Source organism: Mesorhizobium australafricanum, assembly GCF_033977265.1.
GTDB classification, from domain to species: domain Bacteria; phylum Pseudomonadota; class Alphaproteobacteria; order Rhizobiales; family Rhizobiaceae; genus Mesorhizobium; species Mesorhizobium australafricanum.
Map to the genome: position 1 here is coordinate 19,574 of NZ_JAVIIT010000013.1, position 18,470 is coordinate 38,043.

The following is an 18,470-nucleotide window of genomic DNA, read 5'->3' on the forward strand; positions in this document are numbered from 1 at the left end:
AGACGGGCCAAATCGGCTGGTTATTAGAGATCGCGCTGCAGCGTCAGCACGCGGACCGCGCGGGTTTCGGCGCGCTGCCTGGCCTCGCGCAGGAACGCGACATGGCAGTAAGCACAGGCCGCGAGACCGAGGCAAAGCACCAGGCTGTTCTTCAAGCTGAAGTCGAGCATAAGCGAAAAATGCAGGCCGTTCGGTATGGTGAAAGCGGCGATGGTGCTCGCCGTCTCCGCATGGCTGCTCAGCGCGATCATCTTACCGGCAAAAAGCAGGGCGGCATGATTGGCGAGGAAGAAGCCGGCCGACCTCTTTGCCTGGCAAATCATCCAGCAGGCGCCCGCCGCAAAGACGATGATGGCCGCGTCGATGGCCATCGACCCGCCGAGATAGACATGCACCTGCTGCCAGAACATGGTCGAGAACGGACGCAGCTCGAGCCAGAGGTGCCACATGGCTGGGCTGGCCGGATAGGAGCCGAGAAGCATTGCCGCCACTCGCTCAGCCGCCAGCAGAAGCAGCATCAGGGCTGGAAAGGCAAAAAGCAGTATCGGCTTGCGCATCACGTCATCCCCTCGACATCCGATGGCCGATTCTAGGATGCATTGGTTGCGCGAGACTTAACGCAACGCCTTGCTTTTCAAGGAATGTCGCTCGCGTCTAATGTATGATCGGGTTCAACGGCCGGAGGCGACGCCGTGTCGACAGGAGCTAACGGGTTGAGCTCGAGCAGCATCGCCGACAGTCGGCACGATCCCGCGGGGCCCCGCGCGTGAGCCAGGCGAAACCGCCCGGTCGACCGCTGCTGGCGCCGGTGCTCGGCGGTCTTGGCCTGCTTGCCGGCACATTGCTGATCGCCGTGGGCGGGCGCTGGCTGCCGCCCGACCCGGCTTCGATCGCACCGGTCCAGGACGCCGGCGACATGCCGGCCTCCCGCACCCCGCTTCATGACACGCGGCCAGGCCAGCCGGCGCGCAAGATCGCCGAGCATCTCATCGCACCGCCGCCACTCGACCCATCCGGAATCGAGCGCGTCGAGCCGCGCCCTCCGCTCAGCGAACTCGGGCTCGCGCCGCCGCCGAAGACGCCGATGCCGCAGGATTGGCGCGAGACGCTGCTTTTCCGTCCGGTCGCGACCTCCTCGGCGGTCTTCGAAGCCATGGGACGCGCGGTCGCGATCAGCGGGACGGTCGACATAGACCCCGACCGGATCTGTTCGTCCGACGACGCCGCCTGGCCCTGCGGCCAGCGCGCCCGCGCCGCCTTCAACGCCTGGCTGCGCGGTCGGGCGTTGAGATGCCTTCTGCCGCCGGATGCCGACCGCTTCGCCATTGCCGCGCCCTGCGCGCTCGGCAAGCAGGATGTCGGCGCCTGGCTGGTTTCCAATGGCTGGGCGATGGCCGCTCCCACCGGCGTCTACGGCAGTGCGGAAGCGGTGGCGAGAGGCGCCGGGATGGGCATTTTCGGCCCACCGCAATAGCGCTGTTGCGGGAAAGCCCATTGGCCGGTTCCCCTAGGTAATTGCGTGAAAGCAGAATGGTCAGAGCGGTTCAGCGATTCTAAACCATCGACTGCTGCAACGACCAGGCAGGTCATCAACGCGGAAGCCGCGGGGGCGCCTGCGTGGTCGGATCCAGCGCTTCCCATGGAGAAGATGCCGATTTTGCATCAAATTGTACGCTTCCCTGAAACCGAAATCGTAACGGACCTCCTGTAAGCCGATGCGTCGAATAGGAGATTGGCCCGTGATAACGAAAACGCCGACCGCGCCGGTTCAGACATGGAAGCAGGTTATCTGGCTGGCCCTGCTTGGCACCGCCGTCTGCGTCGGCCTTTCGCTCGGGTTGAACTACTTGCTCATGTTTAGCGATAGCCTGACACCGTTCGTCCGTGGGGCCGTGACAGCTATCATCGTGCCGATCGCCGTCGGCCTGCCGCTGTTTGTCCTGCTCGGATGGCAACAGATCGAGATCCGCCGCTACCGGCGGGAGCTCACCAAATCCGGCACCTATGACCAACTGACAGGGTGCCTGAACGGCAAAGTGTTCACATCGATGGTCGACAGGAGGGCGGCGAGACCGGCCGGTCCGCGCTCCGGCGCCTTTCTGGTCATCCATCCGGAGCATCTGGCATCGATCAACCTGCGCTTCGGTCTCGAATGGGGCGACGAGGCCTTGCGGCTGATCGCATCGGCCATCCGATCCTCGGTGCGCAAGGACGATCTGATCGGCCGGCTCGGAACCTCGATGTTCGGCATTTTCCTTCCGGGCGCGAGCGACGAGGACGCCAAGGAGATTGGCGAGCGCATTCGCGGCGCGGTCGGCGAGATCTATTTCGCGCCGAAAGGCGACAAGGATGTGCTCGCAATCAGCGTCGGCGGCGTCGTTTTCGAACACGAGCTGGATTTCGAGGACATGTTCCGCTTCGCCGAGGAAGGCATGGCCGAGGCCCCGGACGAAGCCGGCCTGCGGCTGTCACATGTCAGCAACTGAGCGCAATCGGTCCGCGTCTTAAAGCGCGTCGCGCTGAACCGGATTCAGGCGACGCGCTTTAAGTCTTTGTTTTGATGCATGTCGTTGTCCCAGAACCGCTGCACACTTCTGGGCGACATGCATTAGTGGCGCCGGAATTGGAGGCCTCGCCCGGAATCGAAGGATTTGCAGTCCTCTGCGTGAACCATTCCGCCACGAGGCCTCGTATGCGAGGCATCGCAACAGGTTGGCGCCAGAACGTCGTCGAGCGCTGTCCTATGTAACAACTACTGGGAAATCTGGTGCTGCGAGAGAGGATTGAACTCTCGACCTCTCCCTTACCAAGGGAGTGCTCTACCACTGAGCTACCGCAGCCTACGATGGCGGCGCTTCTGCCATATCGAACCGGCAAGCGCAAGGCCAAGAAAAACCCAAAGCGTCGCATGTGATTCTTGCCAACCATTATCCGGTTTGAGGCGGCATGCGTGGCTGATCCACAGCGTGAAACCCGCCTGGCGGCCTGCTTTCATGACATGGCCGCGCTAAAATGCTAGCCATTGCGGAATCGCAGCCGGCTGACCATCGGCCAGGGACCGGATGATGAGCGACAAGGCAAATCGACCGAAAAAAAGCGGCGGCGAGCGCAAGGGCCGGCTGGCCGAGGCGCTGCGCGCCAATCTGCAGAAGCGCAAGGCGCAGGCCCGCTCGCGGCGCGTCGGCGACGCCGACAAGCAGCGCGCCCGCGACCCCGACGATCGGCCGGAAGGATTGCCGGCTGCTGGAAAAATGCACAAGGACTAACCGAAATCAGCCACAGTGACCGACCACTCTTGGTCAGGGTCTGGGGGAAATCCTATTTCTTGAACCAAGCCGGCCAATGGTCTAAGCCGGGCGCATCAACCGATTGAAACCGGCCTGTTCTGGCCGAGGGGACGTTTTCTCATGGATCGCATCAGAATTGTCGGCGGCAACGAGCTGGCCGGTACCATTCCGATCTCGGGCGCCAAGAACGCGGCATTGCCACTGATGATCGCCTCGCTGCTCACCGACGACACGCTGACGCTCGAAAACGTGCCGCATCTGGCCGATGTCGAGCAGTTGATCCGCATCCTCGGCAATCACGGCGTCGACTATTCCGTCAACGGCCGCCGCGAAAAGCAGCAGGAAGGCTATTCGCGCACCATCAATTTTTCCGCCCGCAACATCGTCGACACCACCGCTCCCTATGAGCTGGTCTCGAAGATGCGCGCTTCCTTCTGGGTGATCGGGCCGTTGCTTGCTCGCATGGGCGAGGCAAAGGTGTCGCTGCCCGGAGGCTGCGCCATCGGCACGCGCCCTGTCGACCTGTTCCTCGAGGGCCTGCAGGTTCTTGGCGCCGAACTCGACGTCGACAATGGCTATGTCATGGCCAAGACCAAGAACGGCCGCCTCGTCGGCAACCGCTACGTCTTCCCGAAGGTCTCGGTCGGCGCCACCCATGTGCTGATGATGGCGGCCTCGCTTGCCAAAGGCGAGACGGTGCTGGAGAACGCCGCCTGCGAGCCGGAAATCGTCAATCTCGCCGAATGCCTGATCGCCATGGGCGCCAAGATCCATGGGGCCGGCACCTCGACCATCACCATCCATGGCGTCGAGGCGCTCTCCGGCGCCCGCGTGCGCGTCATCCCCGACCGCATCGAGACAGGCACCTATGCCATGGCCGTCGCCATGACCGGCGGCGATGTGATGCTCGCCGGCGCCCGGCCCGATTTGTTGCAGACCGCGCTGGACGTGCTTGTCGAGACCGGCGCCGAGATCACGCCGACCAATGAAGGCATCCGCGTCAAGCGCAATGGCGCCGGCATTGCGCCGGTCGACGTCACGACCGCCCCCTTCCCCGCTTTCCCGACAGACCTGCAGGCGCAGTTCATGGGCCTGATGACCATGGCCAAGGGCAAGTCGCGCATCACCGAGACGATCTTCGAGAACCGCTTCATGCATGTGCAGGAACTCGCCCGCCTCGGCGCCCACATCACACTTTCCGGTCAGACGGCAATCGTCGACGGCGTCGCCAAGCTCAAGGGTGCCCCCGTCATGGCGACCGACCTGCGCGCCTCGGTGTCGCTGGTGATCGCCGGCCTTGCCGCCGAGGGCGAAACCACGGTCAATCGCGTCTATCACCTCGACCGCGGCTTCGAGCGGCTCGAAGAAAAGCTTTCCGGCTGCGGCGCGGTGATCGAGCGGATTTCGGGCTGACGCTTCGCAGCATTCCTTGCGGGCGGTTGCGCCGAGCGGAAAGACCTCCTAGAGCGTGTTTGAACTCGAATTGATCGGGTTCAACACGCTCCCGTTTTGTTTGAGCATGATCGTTGCCGAAAAACCGGTTTCCACTTTTCGGGATCATGCTCTAACAGAACATTGAATTATCAACGTTTAGGTGCGCATTCCGCATGGCTCTCAAGCTCATCGCGCTCGACGACCAGGATTTGAGCATTGTCTCGGCGCATGTCCAGGACGCCGTGATGAAGGTCTCCGACCTCGAATACCTGCCGGCGGCCAAGCGCTTCGTGCTGACCATGAACCGCTTCGTCTGGGAAGCGAAATCCGGCCTGTTCCGCCAGCACAATGAGCGGCGGCAGAGCGTTCTGCATTTCGACCGCGTGCTCGGCGCCAAGACCAGCGGCGTGCCGCGCGACAAGCCGGCCGAGGTGCTGTCGCTGCTGGCGATCAGCTTCATCGCCATCAGCAAGCCGGCCGGCATCGTCGAATTGGTGTTCTCGGGCGGCGGCACCATCATGCTCGACGTCGAATGCGTCGAGGCTCGGCTTGCCGATGTCGGCGGCTCCTGGGAAGCCACTTCGCGACCCGTGCACAGGGGTTGAGGAGCAATGGCTATTACGCTCCGCCAGCAGGACGCCGATTTCGAGCAGCGTTTTTCGGCCTTCCTCACCACCAAGCGCGAGGTTTCGGCCGATGTCGAGGCGGTGGTGCGCGACATTATCGCCCGCGTGCGCGCCGAAGGCGACAAGGCGCTCATCGACTATACTCTCAAGTTCGACAAAGCCGATCTCGGCGCGCTCGGCATCGCCGTCTCGAAGGATGACATCGCCAAGGCCTATGAAGCGGCCGATCCGGCCACGATCGAGGCGCTAAAGTTCGCGCGCGACCGTATCCGCTCGCATCACGAGCGGCAAAAGCCGAAGGACGACCGCTATGCGGATGCCGCCGGCGTCGAGCTCGGCTCGCGCTGGACGGCGATCGAAGCCGTCGGTCTCTACGTGCCCGGCGGCACGGCGAGCTATCCGAGCTCGGTGCTGATGAATGCCGTGCCGGCCAGGGTCGCCGGCGTCGAGCGCATCGTCATCGTCGTGCCGGCCACGGGCGGCGTCGTCAATCCGCTGGTGCTGGTGGCGGCCGACCTTGCCGGCGTTTCCGAGATCTACCGCGTCGGCGGCGCGCAGGCCATTGCAGCACTTGCCTACGGCACCGAGACGGTCAAGCCCGTCGCCAAGATCGTCGGACCGGGCAACGCCTATGTCGCGGCGGCCAAGCGGCAAGTTTTCGGCGCGGTCGGCATCGACATGATCGCAGGGCCGTCGGAAGTGCTGGTCGTGGCCGACGCCGACAACGATCCGGACTGGATCGCGGCCGACCTGTTGGCGCAGGCCGAGCATGATGTATCGGCGCAATCGATCCTGGTCACCGACAACGCCGAATTCGGCAAGGCGGTCGAGCAGGCGGTCGAGCGCCAGCTGAAAGTTCTGCCGCGCGCCGAGACGGCGGCCGCAAGCTGGCGCGATTTCGGCGCGGTGATCCTGGTGCCGACGCTCGAAACCTCGTTGCCGCTGGTCAACCGGATCGCGGCCGAGCATGTCGAGCTCGCTTTCGACGATGCCGAGGCGTTCCTTTCCAGAATGCGCAACGCCGGTGCCGTCTTTATCGGCCGGCATACGCCGGAGGTCATCGGCGACTATGTCGGCGGCTCCAACCATGTTTTGCCGACTGCACGGTCGGCGCGCTTCTCTTCGGGTCTGTCGGTGCTCGATTTCGTCAAGCGCACCTCGATCCTGAAGCTCGGGCCGGAGCAGCTCAAGATGCTGGCACCCGCCGCGATCGCGCTCGCCAAGGCGGAAGGGCTCGACGCGCATGCCCGCTCCGTCGCGATCAGGTTGAACATGTAGCGATGTCCGGCCACGACCAAATCCGCAACAGGCTGATCGACGTCGAGCTGGACGAAACGATCGGCCGCTCGACGCCCGACGTCGAGCACGAGCGGGCCGTGGCGATCTTCGACCTCATCGAGGAGAACAGTTTTCGGCCGGTCAGCGACGACGGCGGGGGGCCGTACAGACTGAAGCTTTCGCTGGCCGAGCAGCGCCTGGTCTTTGCCGTCAGCCGTGACAGCGGCGCCGAGGTGGTCACCCACATCCTGTCGCTGACGCCGCTCAGGCGCATCGTCAAGGACTATTACCTGATCTGCGAAAGCTATTACGAGGCCATCCGCTCCTCGACGCCCAGCCATATCGAGGCGATCGACATGGGCCGGCGCGGCCTGCACAATGAGGGCTCGCAGACCTTGATGGACCGGCTCGCCGGCAAGATCGAGATCGACTTCGACACGGCGCGCCGGCTGTTCACGCTGGTCTGCGTGCTGCACTGGCGGGGCTAATCCTGGCCGCCTTGCCCCACTCGATTCTGTTCCTGTGCGGCATGAACGCCGTGCGCTCGCCGATCGCGGAACAGTTGGCGCGGCGGATGCTGCCCGCCACCACCTTCGTCGCTTCGGCCGGCGTGCGCGCCGGCGAGCGCGACCCGTTCGTCGATGCCGTGTTGGCCGAGGAGGGTCTCTCGCTTGGTGAGCGCCAGCCCAGGACGCTGGAGGATTTGGAAGACGACTATTTCGACCTGATCGTCACGTTGGCGCCGGAGGCGCACCATGCAGCACTCGAGCTCACCCGCTCGCTGGCCGTCGAGGTCGAATACTGGCCGATGCCAGACCCAACCGATACCGGCGGCACGCGCGAGCACATCATGGCCGCCTATCGCGACGTGCGCGAGCGGCTGAAGGCCCGAATCAACAGGCGTTTTGCGGCGCCGAAAGCTGAAAGCGCCCCGGATTAAGCTTGTTCACAAGCGGACGATTATCATATAGGTTCCGCCGCAAATTCCGGCCGGAGTCGGATGATTTCCGGTCTGCTCGGCCGGAAATCATCCGACTCCGGATCAAAGACTTAGAGCATGATGTCGTCCGAAAACCGCTTGACACTTTTCGGCATCATGCTCTAGGCGCCGGAACGCCCCATCCAAGTAAAGGTATCGAATGCCGAAGGAAGAAGTCCTCGAGTTTCCAGGTGTGGTCACCGAATTGCTGCCCAATGCGATGTTCCGGGTGAAGCTCGAAAACGAACACGAAATCATCGCCCACACGGCCGGCCGCATGCGCAAGAACCGCATCCGCGTGCTGACCGGCGACAAGGTCCTGGTCGAGATGACGCCTTACGACCTGACCAAGGGCCGTATCACCTACCGTTTCAAGTAACAGTCCGGCGCGAACCTGGCCGGATGATTTCAGGTCTGTTCGACCTGAAGTCCCAATCCGGCTCCAAATCAAAGAGTGGAGCATGTTGTCGTCCGAAAACCGCTTCACACTTTTCGGCATCATGCTCCCATGAGCATCCTGCAGAAGCTCGTGCTTGCCTCGGGTTCGCCGCGCCGCATCGAACTCTTGCAGCAGGCCGGCATCGAGCCGGACCGGGTGTTGCCCGCCGATGTCGACGAGACGCCGCTGCGCGCCGAGCATCCGCGCTCGCTGGCCAAGCGCCTGTCCAAGGACAAGGCCGAGAAGGCGCTGGATTCGCTGAAGAGCGAGGACGCCTATGCGCCCGCCTTCATCCTCGCCGCCGACACGGTGGTGGCGGTCGGGCGGCGCATCCTGCCCAAGGCCGAGACGATCGACGACGCCATCAATTGCCTCGGCCTGCTTTCCGGCCGCTCGCACCGGGTCTATTCCGGTATCTGCCTGATCACGCCGGGCGGCAAGCTGCGCCAGCGGCTGGTGGAGACCAGGGTGCGCTTCAAGCGGCTGCCGCGCGAGGAGATCGACGCCTATGTCGCGTCGGGCGAATGGCGCGGCAAGGCCGGCGGCTATGCCGTGCAGGGTCTGGCCGGCTCCTTCGTCGTCAAGCTGGTCGGCTCCTACACCAACGTGGTCGGCCTGCCGCTTTATGAAAGCGTCGCGCTGCTTTCGGGCGAAGGGTTCAAAGCCCACCAGAACTGGCACGCTTCGCGCTCATGAGCCTGGACGACAAGGTAACGCCGCTTCGGCCAAAGCGGCCCTGCCCCGAATGTGGAAAAGCTTCCGCGCGCGAGCACTATCCGTTCTGCTCGGCGCGCTGCAAAGACATAGACCTCAATCGCTGGCTGAAGGGCGCCTATGTCATTCCCGGCCGCGACGGCGAAGAGGAAGAAGACGACAGCCCGAAGCCCGGCCCGGGGCCCAAGGACGCGGGGTGAGCGTAGGCGGCAGGCCGCCGTTTCACCGCGATTTTCCTTGCTGACGAAATCAACGGCCAAGCGATTGTTTCAACGCAATTCCAGGGCGGAAAACCACTGCGCACTTTTCCTGGAATTGCGCTTGTTTTCACGCAATTCCAGGGCGGAAAACCGCTGTGCACTTTTCCTGGAATTGCATTTGTTTTCACGCAATTCCGGGGCGGAAAACCGCTGCGCACTTTTCCTGGAATTGCATTTGTTTTCACGCAATTCCGGAGCGGAAAACCGCTGCGCACTTTTCCTGGAATTGCTCTGGACAGGCAGGATACCCGTGCTATAACCCACGCGCTTTCAAGGGGCGCCGCCCGGCGCTCTCGTGAAACCCGGCGGGCGATCCCCTTGGCCGGCGCAGGCCCAGATAGCTCAGTTGGTAGAGCAGCGGACTGAAAATCCGCGTGTCGGTGGTTCGAATCCGCCTCTGGGCACCATCCCCTCTTCTCTGATATTCGCTTTCGCCGAAGCTTCCACGTTTCAGCCTCCGCAATGGCTGAATTTTCTTATCTTTTCGGCGCGAAAGCCCAGGGGCCTCCCACGACACATGCCTAGATCTCTCCAAGGTCAGCGAGAGCGCCAAACGAAGCTGTCACGTGGTCACCGGCCAGAATCGCTGGACCTCGCTGGATTTGGGAGCATTCTCCAACCGGAGAAAGAGCCTGGACAGGTCTCATCACAACAAATAGGTCGATCCGCAGCCAGACCCACCACCGGCCTCGCGGCCGTCATCGACGGCGATATGGTCGAGATCAGCGGCCAGCGCGTTCGCCTTGACGGCGCCGATACAGCCGAGAGCCGGCAAGTGAGGCCGCGTGGCAGTCAGGTCGAGATATAGGACCGATCAAATCCGGCCATTTCGATAAGCCCCGCATGGTCGTGCAACTCCACCACACCATTGCGGAACGTGGCCAGGCCAGCCTCACGCAATGTCTTCAACACGCGACTCACATGCACGGCCGAAAGACCCAGGGCGTCCGCCAATTCAGTTTGGGTCAGCGGACAAGCATAGTGGTTTGGATAGCTCGTTGCCGATCGATGCGTGCGGCAGGCCAGTTCGAGCAGAAGATGGGCAGTGCGTTCAACGGTACCCCTTCGGCTGACCCCTGCCAGATGTTCCGCAAGTCTGGAATATCGGCTCGCTTCAGCCGCCAGGACGGCCTCGCAAATGGGCTGTGGGTAGCGCGAAAAGCAGGACCGGACCGGACCGGCGAGCTCAATCGCAGTCACGCCCGAGAGTGCCGTCACCGTCTCGCTCATCTCTCCGGCGAATTCGATCAGGGCAATTTCATGAGGCAGCACGAAATCGACGATTAGACGTGAACCATTGGGCAGCATCTTGGCAAATGCCGCCCAGCCGGAGGTTATTATCAAAATAGCCGATCTGGCCTGATGTTCGCGCGCAATCGCAGTGCCCGCCGGAAAGACACGCCGGACAGCTCCGGGCAGTTCGGACACGCGCTTTTCCCAACTTGAGTCGGCTAACGCGGGTGTTCGCCCGGGTCCAAGAGACCGTTTCGGTAAGTCCATCACGCCCCGTGTAAAGTCAATGCTCGGGCAACCCGAAGCTGCAATGTAATTCAACTACGCCGAAGGTTCCATCCGTGATTTCGTACGATTGGTTTAAAACCTACTACTTTTGGATACCGCTCTACCAACCTGTGAGGCGGAACGCGCAGGCACGCAATCCGCGCTGGCTCGACTAATCTTCGGGGTTCTCGTCGCTGGGACCGTGATTGTTCGGCCATCGGAAGGAAACTTCGAAGGAAAAGGGCGGCGAACATCGCCAGGCCGCGCCCATTGCAGCATCGCCAGCGTCCACTGTGAGGAAAATATCGCATTGAGCCGGCGGCCAGCTTCGCCGGCGACACCGATCCCAGAGCAATCCCAGGAAAAGTGCGGGTTTCCATCCGGAATTGCGCAAAAACAAAGACTTAGAGCGGTTCAGCGGTTCATAAAACGCTGAACCGCTCTAAAGCGCGTCGCGCTGAACCGGATTCAGGCGACGCGCTTTAAGTTTTTGTTTTGATGCATGTCGTTGTCCCAGAACCGCTGCACACTTCTGGGCGACATGCATTCGTTGCGCCCCTGGGAACCGGCCTTCAGGCCTCGGCCCGGCCACATTATTGCGATGACTTTTTCTGCCGCCCCAATGGGGTTGAACCATCGCCGGCCGAATTGTTCAGTTCCAACGCGACTTTCCCTCTAGCTTCGGAGAAGGTGGGATTGCGCTGTACGGATCGAGTCGACGCCGGAGCAGCAAATTTCGGTCGCAGGTCGGCCGGTCCCGGTTCCGGCGAATACATGTCGGGAAATGCCAGCATCCTTTTTCCGGGTCCAGCGCCTGCGTCGGCCGAGGCGGCCTGCTCCGCGGCTCCGGTTGCTGATTGCAGGCGCCTGAGAAGCCGCGAATTGGGCGTACGTCGCGTACTGAAAGTCTGTCGTCTCTCCTCGACGATCTCGAGGTTGTCGATTGCCGATGCCACCGACGCGACGCGATCCTCGACTTGCGCCAATCGCTTCCGGGTCGAAAGCAGGACGGTTGAAAGCAGTAAACTGCTTGCAAGAATGACGAGCACGGCCGCTACAACGCCTTCGATGCCGAACACGATCGACATGAAAGCCCCGACAAATACGCCGACGACGCTGCAGGCAATCAACCGACCCTCTCTCAGAAGAAGGGCCAGCGGCAGGGTCGCCGACAGCACGAGGATGGCGTCGGACTTACTTGTCACCCAATCCACAAGTCCCCATACAACTTCGCCATAGGTTTCCATATCGACCCCAGACTCGCTGAGACACTGCGGATATCCGGCGAAGGGAACGCACAGACTCTCCCGCGCCCCGCATGGCGCCAGTGCTGTCCGAAGACCTCCCCCAAGCGAGTTCGGGAAGATGTTTGGCAACATCCCAAAAGACAGCCTGAAGCCACCGGGTAGCCAGATCGACCTTTTGCCGATTTACTACTCATTAATGGTAATGGCAGGGGCGTCCGAGAAACTGATATGGTTTCGGTTGGCCGATAGGGTGATCGGTCGGCGGGCGGAAGAGAGCGATCCGGACATGCCGGATGGCGGGGCACGAACCCTCACTTATAAGCGTCAGCGCGCTTAACAGCTGACTGCCCGAATGATTTGAGGTGCAAGCCATTCAGCCGGTGCTGAAGGGGGTGGGAGTTGTTTTTCTGGTCGCAAGGATCCGGGAATGCGTAATCCGACAGACGATCCGATCATTACCAAGCAGTTGCCGTCACTCGACGTCAGGGAGATCTTTGATTTCCTTCTCCGACGCTGGAAGATCGGTGGCTTAGTCGCAGCGATCACCTTTGGCATATTCCTGCTTGCCGCCTTCACGCTCCCGCCATCGTACACGGGTGTTGCGCAAGTCCTGCTTGACTCTCCGATCGACTATATGACTCCCCAGGACTATTCCAATTCCGACTTTTCCGACAATCCAACATTCATTGAAAGCCAGATCGCGGTCATGAGCTCCGCGTCGCTTCTTCAGCAGGTGGTCAGTAGCGAGAAGCTGGCGGAGGATCCCAAGGTTGGGCCAGCCGCATTGTCATGGCTTCAAGGCGCATTGGGAGTCTCGCGTGTCGGGCTTGGCAATGTCATCGAACTCGATGTGACTATGTACGACCCGGCAAAAGCAGCATCGCTGGCGAATGCAATTGCCCAGGCCTACGTCGCCGATCGGACAAAGACCCGTTACGAAGGGGTCCAGAAAGCCTCCACATGGCTCGCCGACCGGGCCGCGTATCTGCGATCGGAACTCAGCCGTTCGGAAGAGGCCGTCCAGAAGTTCCGGGCGGACCACAATTTGCTGACGACACGGGCCGGCAGCTTGACCGAGCAGCAGCTATCCGAGCTGAACATCGCGCTGATCAACGCTCGCGCCGAATTGGCAGCGAAACGGGCGCAATATCAACAAGTTGACAAATTGCTGGGCAGCGGAGGCGATCTCCAGTCGATGCCCGATGTGCTGCAATCCGTTGTGGTCAGCGCGCTTCGATCCCAGCTCTCCGTGGTGAGCCGGCGGGAAGCCGACCTGCGGTTGAAATATGGCGAACGACATCCCGAAGTCATGTCCGCCCAGGCGGAGCGCCGCGATATCGAGGGGCAAATCTCCGCGGAAGTCCAGCGCCTCGTCGGCAATTTGAAGAATGAAGTCGACGCCGCCGAAGCCCGTGAAGCCTCGCTGGTCCGGGCTTTGGACTCGGTATCCAACCAGTCCGAGGTCGAAGGTCAGGTCGGCATCCAATTGCGCGACCTGGAGCGGACTGCCACGGCGAACCAGAACCTTTTTGAGACCTTCCTGTCACGCGCCAAACTCACCGAGGAAAAGTCCACCCTCCTCAACAGCGGCGTACGCGTGATCACGGCCGCGGCTGTTCCGCTTTCGCCAAGCTTCCCGAACAGGCCTCTCTTTGCGGCTTTGGGTTTGGTTCTTGGTCTCCTCTTCGGAGGCGCCGGCGCCGTTCTTCGTGAACTGTCCGCCTCCGGCTTCATGGCAAAGAAGCAGATAGAGGAGGAACTGGCCGTTCCGGTTCTTGCGTCCATGCCGAGGATGTCGGGCTGGTCCGGCGACACCCAGCCTATAGCCTATCTCGAGCGCAAGCCACTCTCCAGATATAGCGAGGCAGTGCGGCGGCTTCGCCTGGGCATGGGGGCGACACCGGGACTGACCCGCTCGCCGCGCCTGCTGCTCGTGACATCGGCGATGCCCAGCGAGGGAAAGACTACACTGGCGTTGAGCCTGGCGTGCTCGGCAGCCGCCGACGGCGAGCGCGTGCTGTTGATCGACGCGGATCTGCGCCTTTCGGCCGCCACGGCGTTCTTTGGAATGGCCGAGAAGGTCGGATTGGTCGACCTTTTGACTTTGCCGATGAAGACCGCGCACGCAATTCATCTGGACGAGCGCTCGGGGATTAGCCTGCTGCCCGCCGGCGCAAAGACCAGGAACCCGCCTGCCCTTCTTGCTTCGGCGCGAATGCTCTCGATCCTCGATGAACTTCGAGGAAAATTCGACACCGTCATAATCGACGCGCCGCCGGTTGGCCCCGTCGCCGATGCCACGATCCTGGCGAGGCATGTCGACAAGATCATCTTTGCCGTGAAGTGGCGCGAAACCTCACGCGAGGCTGTCGCCGAGGGGATCAGGCATCTTGGCGGCCGATCCAAGATCTCCGGCATTGCCCTGACGATGGTGGACGAACCGAAGCTGCCGAAATACGGCCGTTACACATCGCTCGAAAGCAGCGTCTCCGACGGTTACTACCTCAATTGAACGAAGAAGAAACATTCGCAATGCTGAATGATGGCTTACATTACGATTCGCTTCCGGAACCGCCGAGACAACTCGATGATGGCGGGATTGCGCGTTGGTGCGTGGTACAGACGCATCAGCATTCCGAGGGACTGGCCGAGCGACATCTGTCAGCGCAAAACTTCCGCACCTACCTGCCCAAGCGGAAGCGAACCGTCCGGCACGCCCGCAGCGTGAAAACCGTCTGCAGCGCATATTTCGACTGCTATCTGTTCGTCTCATTGGTCCTTCATCGGCAAAGCTGGTACCCGATCAATTCGACCGTTGGTGTCCGAAAACTGGTCATGAGCCAAGGATTGCCGATACCGGCGCCGCACGGCGTGGTCGAGACCTTGATGTCGGCAACCGACGACGACGGAATTTTGCACCCGGATATCCTGTTGAGGTCCGGGCAAAGAATCAGAGTCTTGGACGGGCCGTTTGCGGATCAGCTTGGGATACTTGACCATGTTGGAAAGACCGGGGCGGTCAAGATTCTCCTTGATATTATGAACAGAGCAATACCGATTACTATCGACAGAGATAAATTGGCGATATTTTCCTAGAATTAATTTGTCGATTTTCTTTGTTATTTCTTTTTCGTGCATGGCGCCGAAATCTCCGGCGCAGAGAGGCGATGAGTTGGCAACCAATTCACCCTCGGTGCGGCAGCTTGGGAGGTGACGTTCGGCGCCGCGGATCGGCACTCGGAAGGCCGGCAACGCGACCTCCCGACGAGGCCAGACCGACAAGGACTTACATATACCCGACGCCCAATTCGACGACGTTCCGACGACGGAAGTGAACGGCACCCGCCGTGACCAACAACCGGGGAACCCCTTGCGATCCTCACGTAAATCCAAACCAGCAAGCCCCAGCGAGCCCCGCGACGACCTTTGGTCCCGCCAGTATCATCGCGTCGGGATGGCAGCGGAGGCGGTAGCGCCAGGCATGAATACTTCGGCGCTCGCCGGGGGGGATGGCGGGAGCCGGTGGCAAATCTTCGCCCAGCGGCGCAAGGATTTTCCGCAAGACAACGCCATGGACGAGGGCACAGATGAAGCGGCTGCTCGAAATGACGGAAGTGCGCCATTCGGTCGCTTTGAACCAGTACCCGCCTTGCCGATTGCCAGCGTGCTGTTTCGAGCACTCAACGAGGCCGGGTTGAGATACGGAATAGTCCAGGACCTCGCATTCCTGCAGGACGCATTTGCCGGTCGGGACGATCTCGATATCCTTCTGGACAAGCACGACTACCCGGCCTTCTGTTCCATTGTGAATGGGCTGCAAGGTCGTCGCGGGGTGAGCCTGTCCTGCTACGACAATGTCTGCGCCGGCCGAGAGGATTGGTTCCTGCCCGACTTTTCGAACGGCCGATATCTCCATCTCGACGTGCATATCGGCGTCCGGGTCGGCCGGGAATTTCGCAAACGCTATCCGGCATTCGACTACGCGGCGATCAAGCGGTGGGATGCGATGCATGTCGGTGACGTGGCGGTTCCGGTCGTCTCTCCCGAAGACGAGCTTCGGTTAACGATCGCCCGTTTCGCCTTTCGCGGCTGGACCCTCCCTTTGCGGCGATGGGTCACGATGCGCCACCATTGGAGAGACCAGTTCGCACAACTGCCGTTTGCGCCTAGCGGGCAAGGCTTGCATGTAGTGGAATTCGCGCTTGGCCGGGAAAGAACCGCGACCTGCAGGTTCCGGCAAAGCGGCAGCGATCTGGTCGCCCATCGTGGGGATCTTGCCAGGCTTCGGCGTTCGATCCGGGAAATGTGCGGCTTCACCGAACGCCATGACATCGCCGATGCCGCTGTCCATCTGGTGCGCAAGAGCTCCTATCTTGCCTTGAGGTTTCTTCAGCGCCTGATGCCCGGCCGCCTTCCGCCGAAAAGACGGTTCGCCACCGGTGGATTTTTGGTGGCGGTAATAGGGCCCGATGGCGTGGGAAAGAGTACCCAGGTTGATCGGCTGACACAGACATTTCGATGGAAGTTCGGCTGCACGCAGGCCTATGCCGGAACCGGCGACGGCAGCGGCTGGTGGCACCGCAAGGCGTTGCAGAAGGTGCTTTTCCCTTATCGGCGCCGCCTGAAATCCCTGGCCCAACCCCATGGCAAGGACTCCGTCCGCGGGACTCGCGCCAAGGGAGGCGTTGCGGCGACCGGGCTGGCATTGTGGGCAATCCTGATCGCGTTCGAGCGATACGCCGTCGTCAAGCGCGCGCACCGAATGGCAACGCGCGGCCTGATCGTCATTTGTGACAGGTGGCCGCAGGGGCAGCGCAGGGGATATCTGGACGGGCCAACCATCCCGCCGCACCTGTTCTCTGTCCGAGGCTTGTCGGTTCTCGCCCGCTTGGAGCAGGAACTTTACCGAAGGATGGAAGCGCGCCGACCGCATCTCACCTTGCACCTCGTCTCCGATTTTGCCGTCTCCGAAAGCCGAAAGCCTGGTGAAATCGAGAAAGAAGCATTCGACGCGCGGCTGTCGTTGATGGCGGAGTTGCGGGCCAAAGACGAGGAAATCCAAACCGTCGATGCAAGCTCGAGCGTAGAGGCGGTCGGCCGGGAACTGTTCAGGCATATCTGGCTGTCCCTGTAGCAGAACAGACGGCAGCCCCACACTCGCCAGCCCAACAGAACGGAACCGGCAGCCTTCAGCGACCTCGCCAAGGCCGAACGGCCATGCGCCCGAGAAGGCGCGGACGGAAGCCTAAACGCTCCAACTCCATACCGATCTCCTGCCCTGCCCGCCACCTGCCGGATTTCATGTCCCTGAGGTACACGCAAATGAAGATCGTTCATGTGCTCACCCGACTGCTTCGAGGCGGCTCGGAAGAAAATACCTTGGCCTGCTGTCTCGCCCAGGCGGGGCACGGCCACGAGGTCCTGCTGGTTCACGGCAAGGAATACGACCCGGGCCTGCGGGCATCGGTCGCCGGAGCTCTTCGGGTCGTCACCCTCGAAGATCTCATCAACCCGATTTCGCCATCCCGTGACATTTCCGCATTCAGGCAACTCACTCGCCTGATGCGCGTCTGGCGGCCCGACATCGTGCACACGCACCAAAGCAAGGCCGGCATCATCGGCCGCCTGGCCGCCGAGCAAGCCAACATCCCCGGCATCGTGCATGGCGTGCACATTCTGCCTTTCGTGCACGTCAGCAACACCCAGAGGCTGATCTTCCTGGCTGCTGAACGCCTAGCCGCCAGATGCACCCGCGCTTTCATCGATGTCAGCCAGGCGATGCGCGACATTTGCGTCGCCAATCATCTGGGAGGCCCCGATCAGCACCACGTCGTTCATTCCGGCTTCGATCTGGTGCGCTTCGCCAACGCGCAATGGCCGGAAGAACCGCATTTGCTGCTGGGAACGGCCGCCGGCGAGCCGAAGCCGCCAGTGGTCCTGATGCTGGCTGCACTGGAGCCGAGAAAACGCCATATCGAGTTCATTGAAGCGTTCGGCCAGGTTGTCGATCGCATTCCGAACGTGCGGCTCCTGTTGGCCGGCGAAGGACCGGCACGGTCCGCCGTCGCATCGGCGATCGAACGGTCTCCTTTCGCGAAGAACGTTCGCATGATTGGCTATCATGGCGAGCCCGAAAAGCTGATCAGCCTGGCAGACGTTTGTGTGCTGACGTCGATGCGAGAGGGATTGCCTCGTGTCGTGATGCAGTATCTGGCGGGCGGCCGACCCTGCGTGGTGTCGCATTTGCCCGGAGTGGAAGAGGTCGTGACGCATGGCGTCAATGGGATCGTTACACCGGTCGACAATGTGAGCGCGGCCGCGGCGTCGGTCGCCGACCTTCTGGAGAACGAGCGCTATCGCGCGCGGCTCGCGGATGGCGCCAGGCTCACCGACCTTTCGTCCTGGGGGCTGGATGCCATGTGTGACCGGGTCGAAACGATCTATCGGTCCGTCCAGGCCTCAGCCCTGTCGGCCGCCAGGCCGAACGTTACAAGAGGCATCCTCGGTGGCGCAGCCAAACGAGCCTCCCCGCTGCACAGGCCGATTTCCACAGGCCGATTCTTACAGGCCGACCGGCCACACGTTCTGGGTCGTGGAGCGGTAAACGGACCTCAGGGTTTCTCCGCGAATAAGGATTTGCCCTGGCGCCCCGACCAGAAGGTCTCGATTGAACCTGGAGTCAGGCGGACAAATTAACCGGAGTAAA

Annotated in this window: 20 protein-coding genes and 3 tRNA genes; 16 read left to right on the forward strand and 7 right to left on the reverse strand. The window is 61.8% G+C overall.

The window, feature by feature from the left end:
• Positions 1-23: 23 nt before the first annotated feature.
• Positions 24-557 (reverse strand): hypothetical protein, encoded by a 534-nt coding sequence (locus tag RFM98_RS22660; protein ID WP_320310923.1) that lies wholly within the window; start codon positions 555-557, stop codon positions 24-26.
• Positions 558-766: 209 nt separating this feature from the next.
• Here RFM98_RS22660 and RFM98_RS22665 point away from each other — a divergent pair, with 209 nt between their 5' ends.
• Together RFM98_RS22665 and RFM98_RS22670 are read left to right on the forward strand one after the other, a co-directional pair.
• Entirely contained in the window at positions 767-1,474 is a 708-nt protein-coding gene (locus RFM98_RS22665) for a thermonuclease family protein (RefSeq protein ID WP_320310924.1), read from the forward strand.
• Positions 1,475-1,739: 265 nt separating this feature from the next.
• A complete protein-coding gene (locus tag RFM98_RS22670) occupies positions 1,740-2,486 on the forward strand; it encodes a GGDEF domain-containing protein (protein ID WP_320310925.1) in 747 nt (248 codons plus the stop codon).
• 138 nt (positions 2,487-2,624) lie between these two features.
• On the opposite strand, the gene RFM98_RS22675 is transcribed toward RFM98_RS22670, so the two are convergent.
• A tRNA-Cys gene (locus RFM98_RS22675) sits at positions 2,625-2,688 on the reverse strand.
• A 77-nt stretch (positions 2,689-2,765) separates the two neighbouring features.
• Positions 2,766-2,840 (reverse strand) — tRNA-Thr (locus tag RFM98_RS22680).
• A 225-nt stretch (positions 2,841-3,065) separates the two neighbouring features.
• Here RFM98_RS22680 and RFM98_RS22685 point away from each other — a divergent pair.
• From RFM98_RS22685 to yacG, 9 genes are all read left to right on the forward strand, one after another.
• A complete protein-coding gene (locus RFM98_RS22685; protein WP_320310926.1) occupies positions 3,066-3,266 on the forward strand; it encodes a hypothetical protein in 201 nt (66 codons plus the stop codon).
• Positions 3,267-3,407: 141 nt separating this feature from the next.
• The gene (gene murA / locus RFM98_RS22690) at positions 3,408-4,700 is read left to right on the forward strand and encodes a UDP-N-acetylglucosamine 1-carboxyvinyltransferase (RefSeq protein ID WP_320310927.1); all 1,293 of its coding nucleotides are present in this window, start codon (positions 3,408-3,410) and stop codon (positions 4,698-4,700) included.
• A 194-nt stretch (positions 4,701-4,894) separates the two neighbouring features.
• Positions 4,895-5,326 (forward strand): DUF2948 family protein, encoded by a 432-nt coding sequence (locus tag RFM98_RS22695; RefSeq protein ID WP_320215606.1) that lies wholly within the window; start codon positions 4,895-4,897, stop codon positions 5,324-5,326.
• Positions 5,327-5,332: 6 nt separating this feature from the next.
• Positions 5,333-6,625 carry a histidinol dehydrogenase gene (gene hisD / locus RFM98_RS22700; protein ID WP_320310928.1) on the forward strand — a complete coding sequence of 431 codons (1,293 nt, stop codon included), beginning with the start codon at positions 5,333-5,335 and terminating at the stop codon, positions 6,623-6,625.
• Positions 6,626-6,627: 2 nt separating this feature from the next.
• Complete coding sequence (locus RFM98_RS22705; RefSeq protein WP_320215608.1) at positions 6,628-7,113, forward strand: UPF0262 family protein; 486 nt, start codon at positions 6,628-6,630, stop codon at positions 7,111-7,113.
• A gap of 11 nt (positions 7,114-7,124) precedes the next feature.
• Positions 7,125-7,565 carry an arsenate-mycothiol transferase ArsC gene (locus tag RFM98_RS22710; protein ID WP_320310929.1) on the forward strand — a complete coding sequence of 147 codons (441 nt, stop codon included), beginning with the start codon at positions 7,125-7,127 and terminating at the stop codon, positions 7,563-7,565.
• A gap of 199 nt (positions 7,566-7,764) precedes the next feature.
• On the forward strand, positions 7,765-7,983 hold the full coding sequence (gene infA / locus RFM98_RS22715; protein WP_006200926.1) for a translation initiation factor IF-1: 219 nt from the start codon (positions 7,765-7,767) through the stop codon (positions 7,981-7,983).
• Between the two features lie 129 nt (positions 7,984-8,112).
• Positions 8,113-8,739 (forward strand): Maf-like protein, encoded by a 627-nt coding sequence (locus RFM98_RS22720; RefSeq protein WP_320310930.1) that lies wholly within the window; start codon positions 8,113-8,115, stop codon positions 8,737-8,739.
• A complete protein-coding gene (gene yacG, locus RFM98_RS22725; RefSeq protein WP_320310931.1) occupies positions 8,736-8,957 on the forward strand; it encodes a DNA gyrase inhibitor YacG in 222 nt (73 codons plus the stop codon). Before RFM98_RS22720 ends, yacG begins: the two co-directional genes overlap by 4 nt.
• Before the next feature lie 69 nt (positions 8,958-9,026).
• Here yacG and RFM98_RS22730 read toward each other — a convergent pair whose 3' ends face one another.
• Entirely contained in the window at positions 9,027-9,281 is a 255-nt protein-coding gene (locus RFM98_RS22730) for a hypothetical protein (RefSeq protein WP_320310932.1), read from the reverse strand.
• A 67-nt stretch (positions 9,282-9,348) separates the two neighbouring features.
• On the opposite strand from RFM98_RS22730, the gene RFM98_RS22735 reads away from it, so the two are divergent.
• Positions 9,349-9,424 (forward strand) — tRNA-Phe (locus RFM98_RS22735).
• A gap of 239 nt (positions 9,425-9,663) precedes the next feature.
• Here the strand turns inward: RFM98_RS22735 and RFM98_RS22740 are convergent.
• From RFM98_RS22740 to RFM98_RS22750, 3 genes are all read right to left on the reverse strand, one after another.
• The gene (locus RFM98_RS22740) at positions 9,664-9,792 is read right to left on the reverse strand and encodes a hypothetical protein (RefSeq protein WP_320310933.1); all 129 of its coding nucleotides are present in this window, start codon (positions 9,790-9,792) and stop codon (positions 9,664-9,666) included.
• Between the two features lie 17 nt (positions 9,793-9,809).
• A complete protein-coding gene (locus RFM98_RS22745) occupies positions 9,810-10,445 on the reverse strand; it encodes a Crp/Fnr family transcriptional regulator (RefSeq protein ID WP_320310934.1) in 636 nt (211 codons plus the stop codon).
• A gap of 665 nt (positions 10,446-11,110) precedes the next feature.
• Entirely contained in the window at positions 11,111-11,764 is a 654-nt protein-coding gene (locus RFM98_RS22750; RefSeq protein ID WP_320310935.1) for a hypothetical protein, read from the reverse strand.
• 427 nt (positions 11,765-12,191) lie between these two features.
• Between RFM98_RS22750 and RFM98_RS22755 the strand changes: the two genes are divergently transcribed.
• From RFM98_RS22755 to RFM98_RS22770, 4 genes are all read left to right on the forward strand, one after another.
• Positions 12,192-14,276, forward strand: a complete 2,085-nt coding sequence (locus RFM98_RS22755) for a GumC family protein (protein ID WP_320310936.1) — start codon at positions 12,192-12,194, stop codon at positions 14,274-14,276.
• On the forward strand, positions 14,273-14,860 hold the full coding sequence (nusG, locus tag RFM98_RS22760; RefSeq protein ID WP_320310937.1) for a transcription termination/antitermination protein NusG: 588 nt from the start codon (positions 14,273-14,275) through the stop codon (positions 14,858-14,860). Before RFM98_RS22755 ends, nusG begins: the two co-directional genes overlap by 4 nt.
• Before the next feature lie 385 nt (positions 14,861-15,245).
• On the forward strand, positions 15,246-16,898 hold the full coding sequence (locus tag RFM98_RS22765; protein WP_320310938.1) for a hypothetical protein: 1,653 nt from the start codon (positions 15,246-15,248) through the stop codon (positions 16,896-16,898).
• 188 nt (positions 16,899-17,086) lie between these two features.
• On the forward strand, positions 17,087-18,460 hold the full coding sequence (locus RFM98_RS22770) for a glycosyltransferase (RefSeq protein WP_320310939.1): 1,374 nt from the start codon (positions 17,087-17,089) through the stop codon (positions 18,458-18,460).
• The last annotated feature ends 10 nt before the right edge of the window (positions 18,461-18,470 follow it).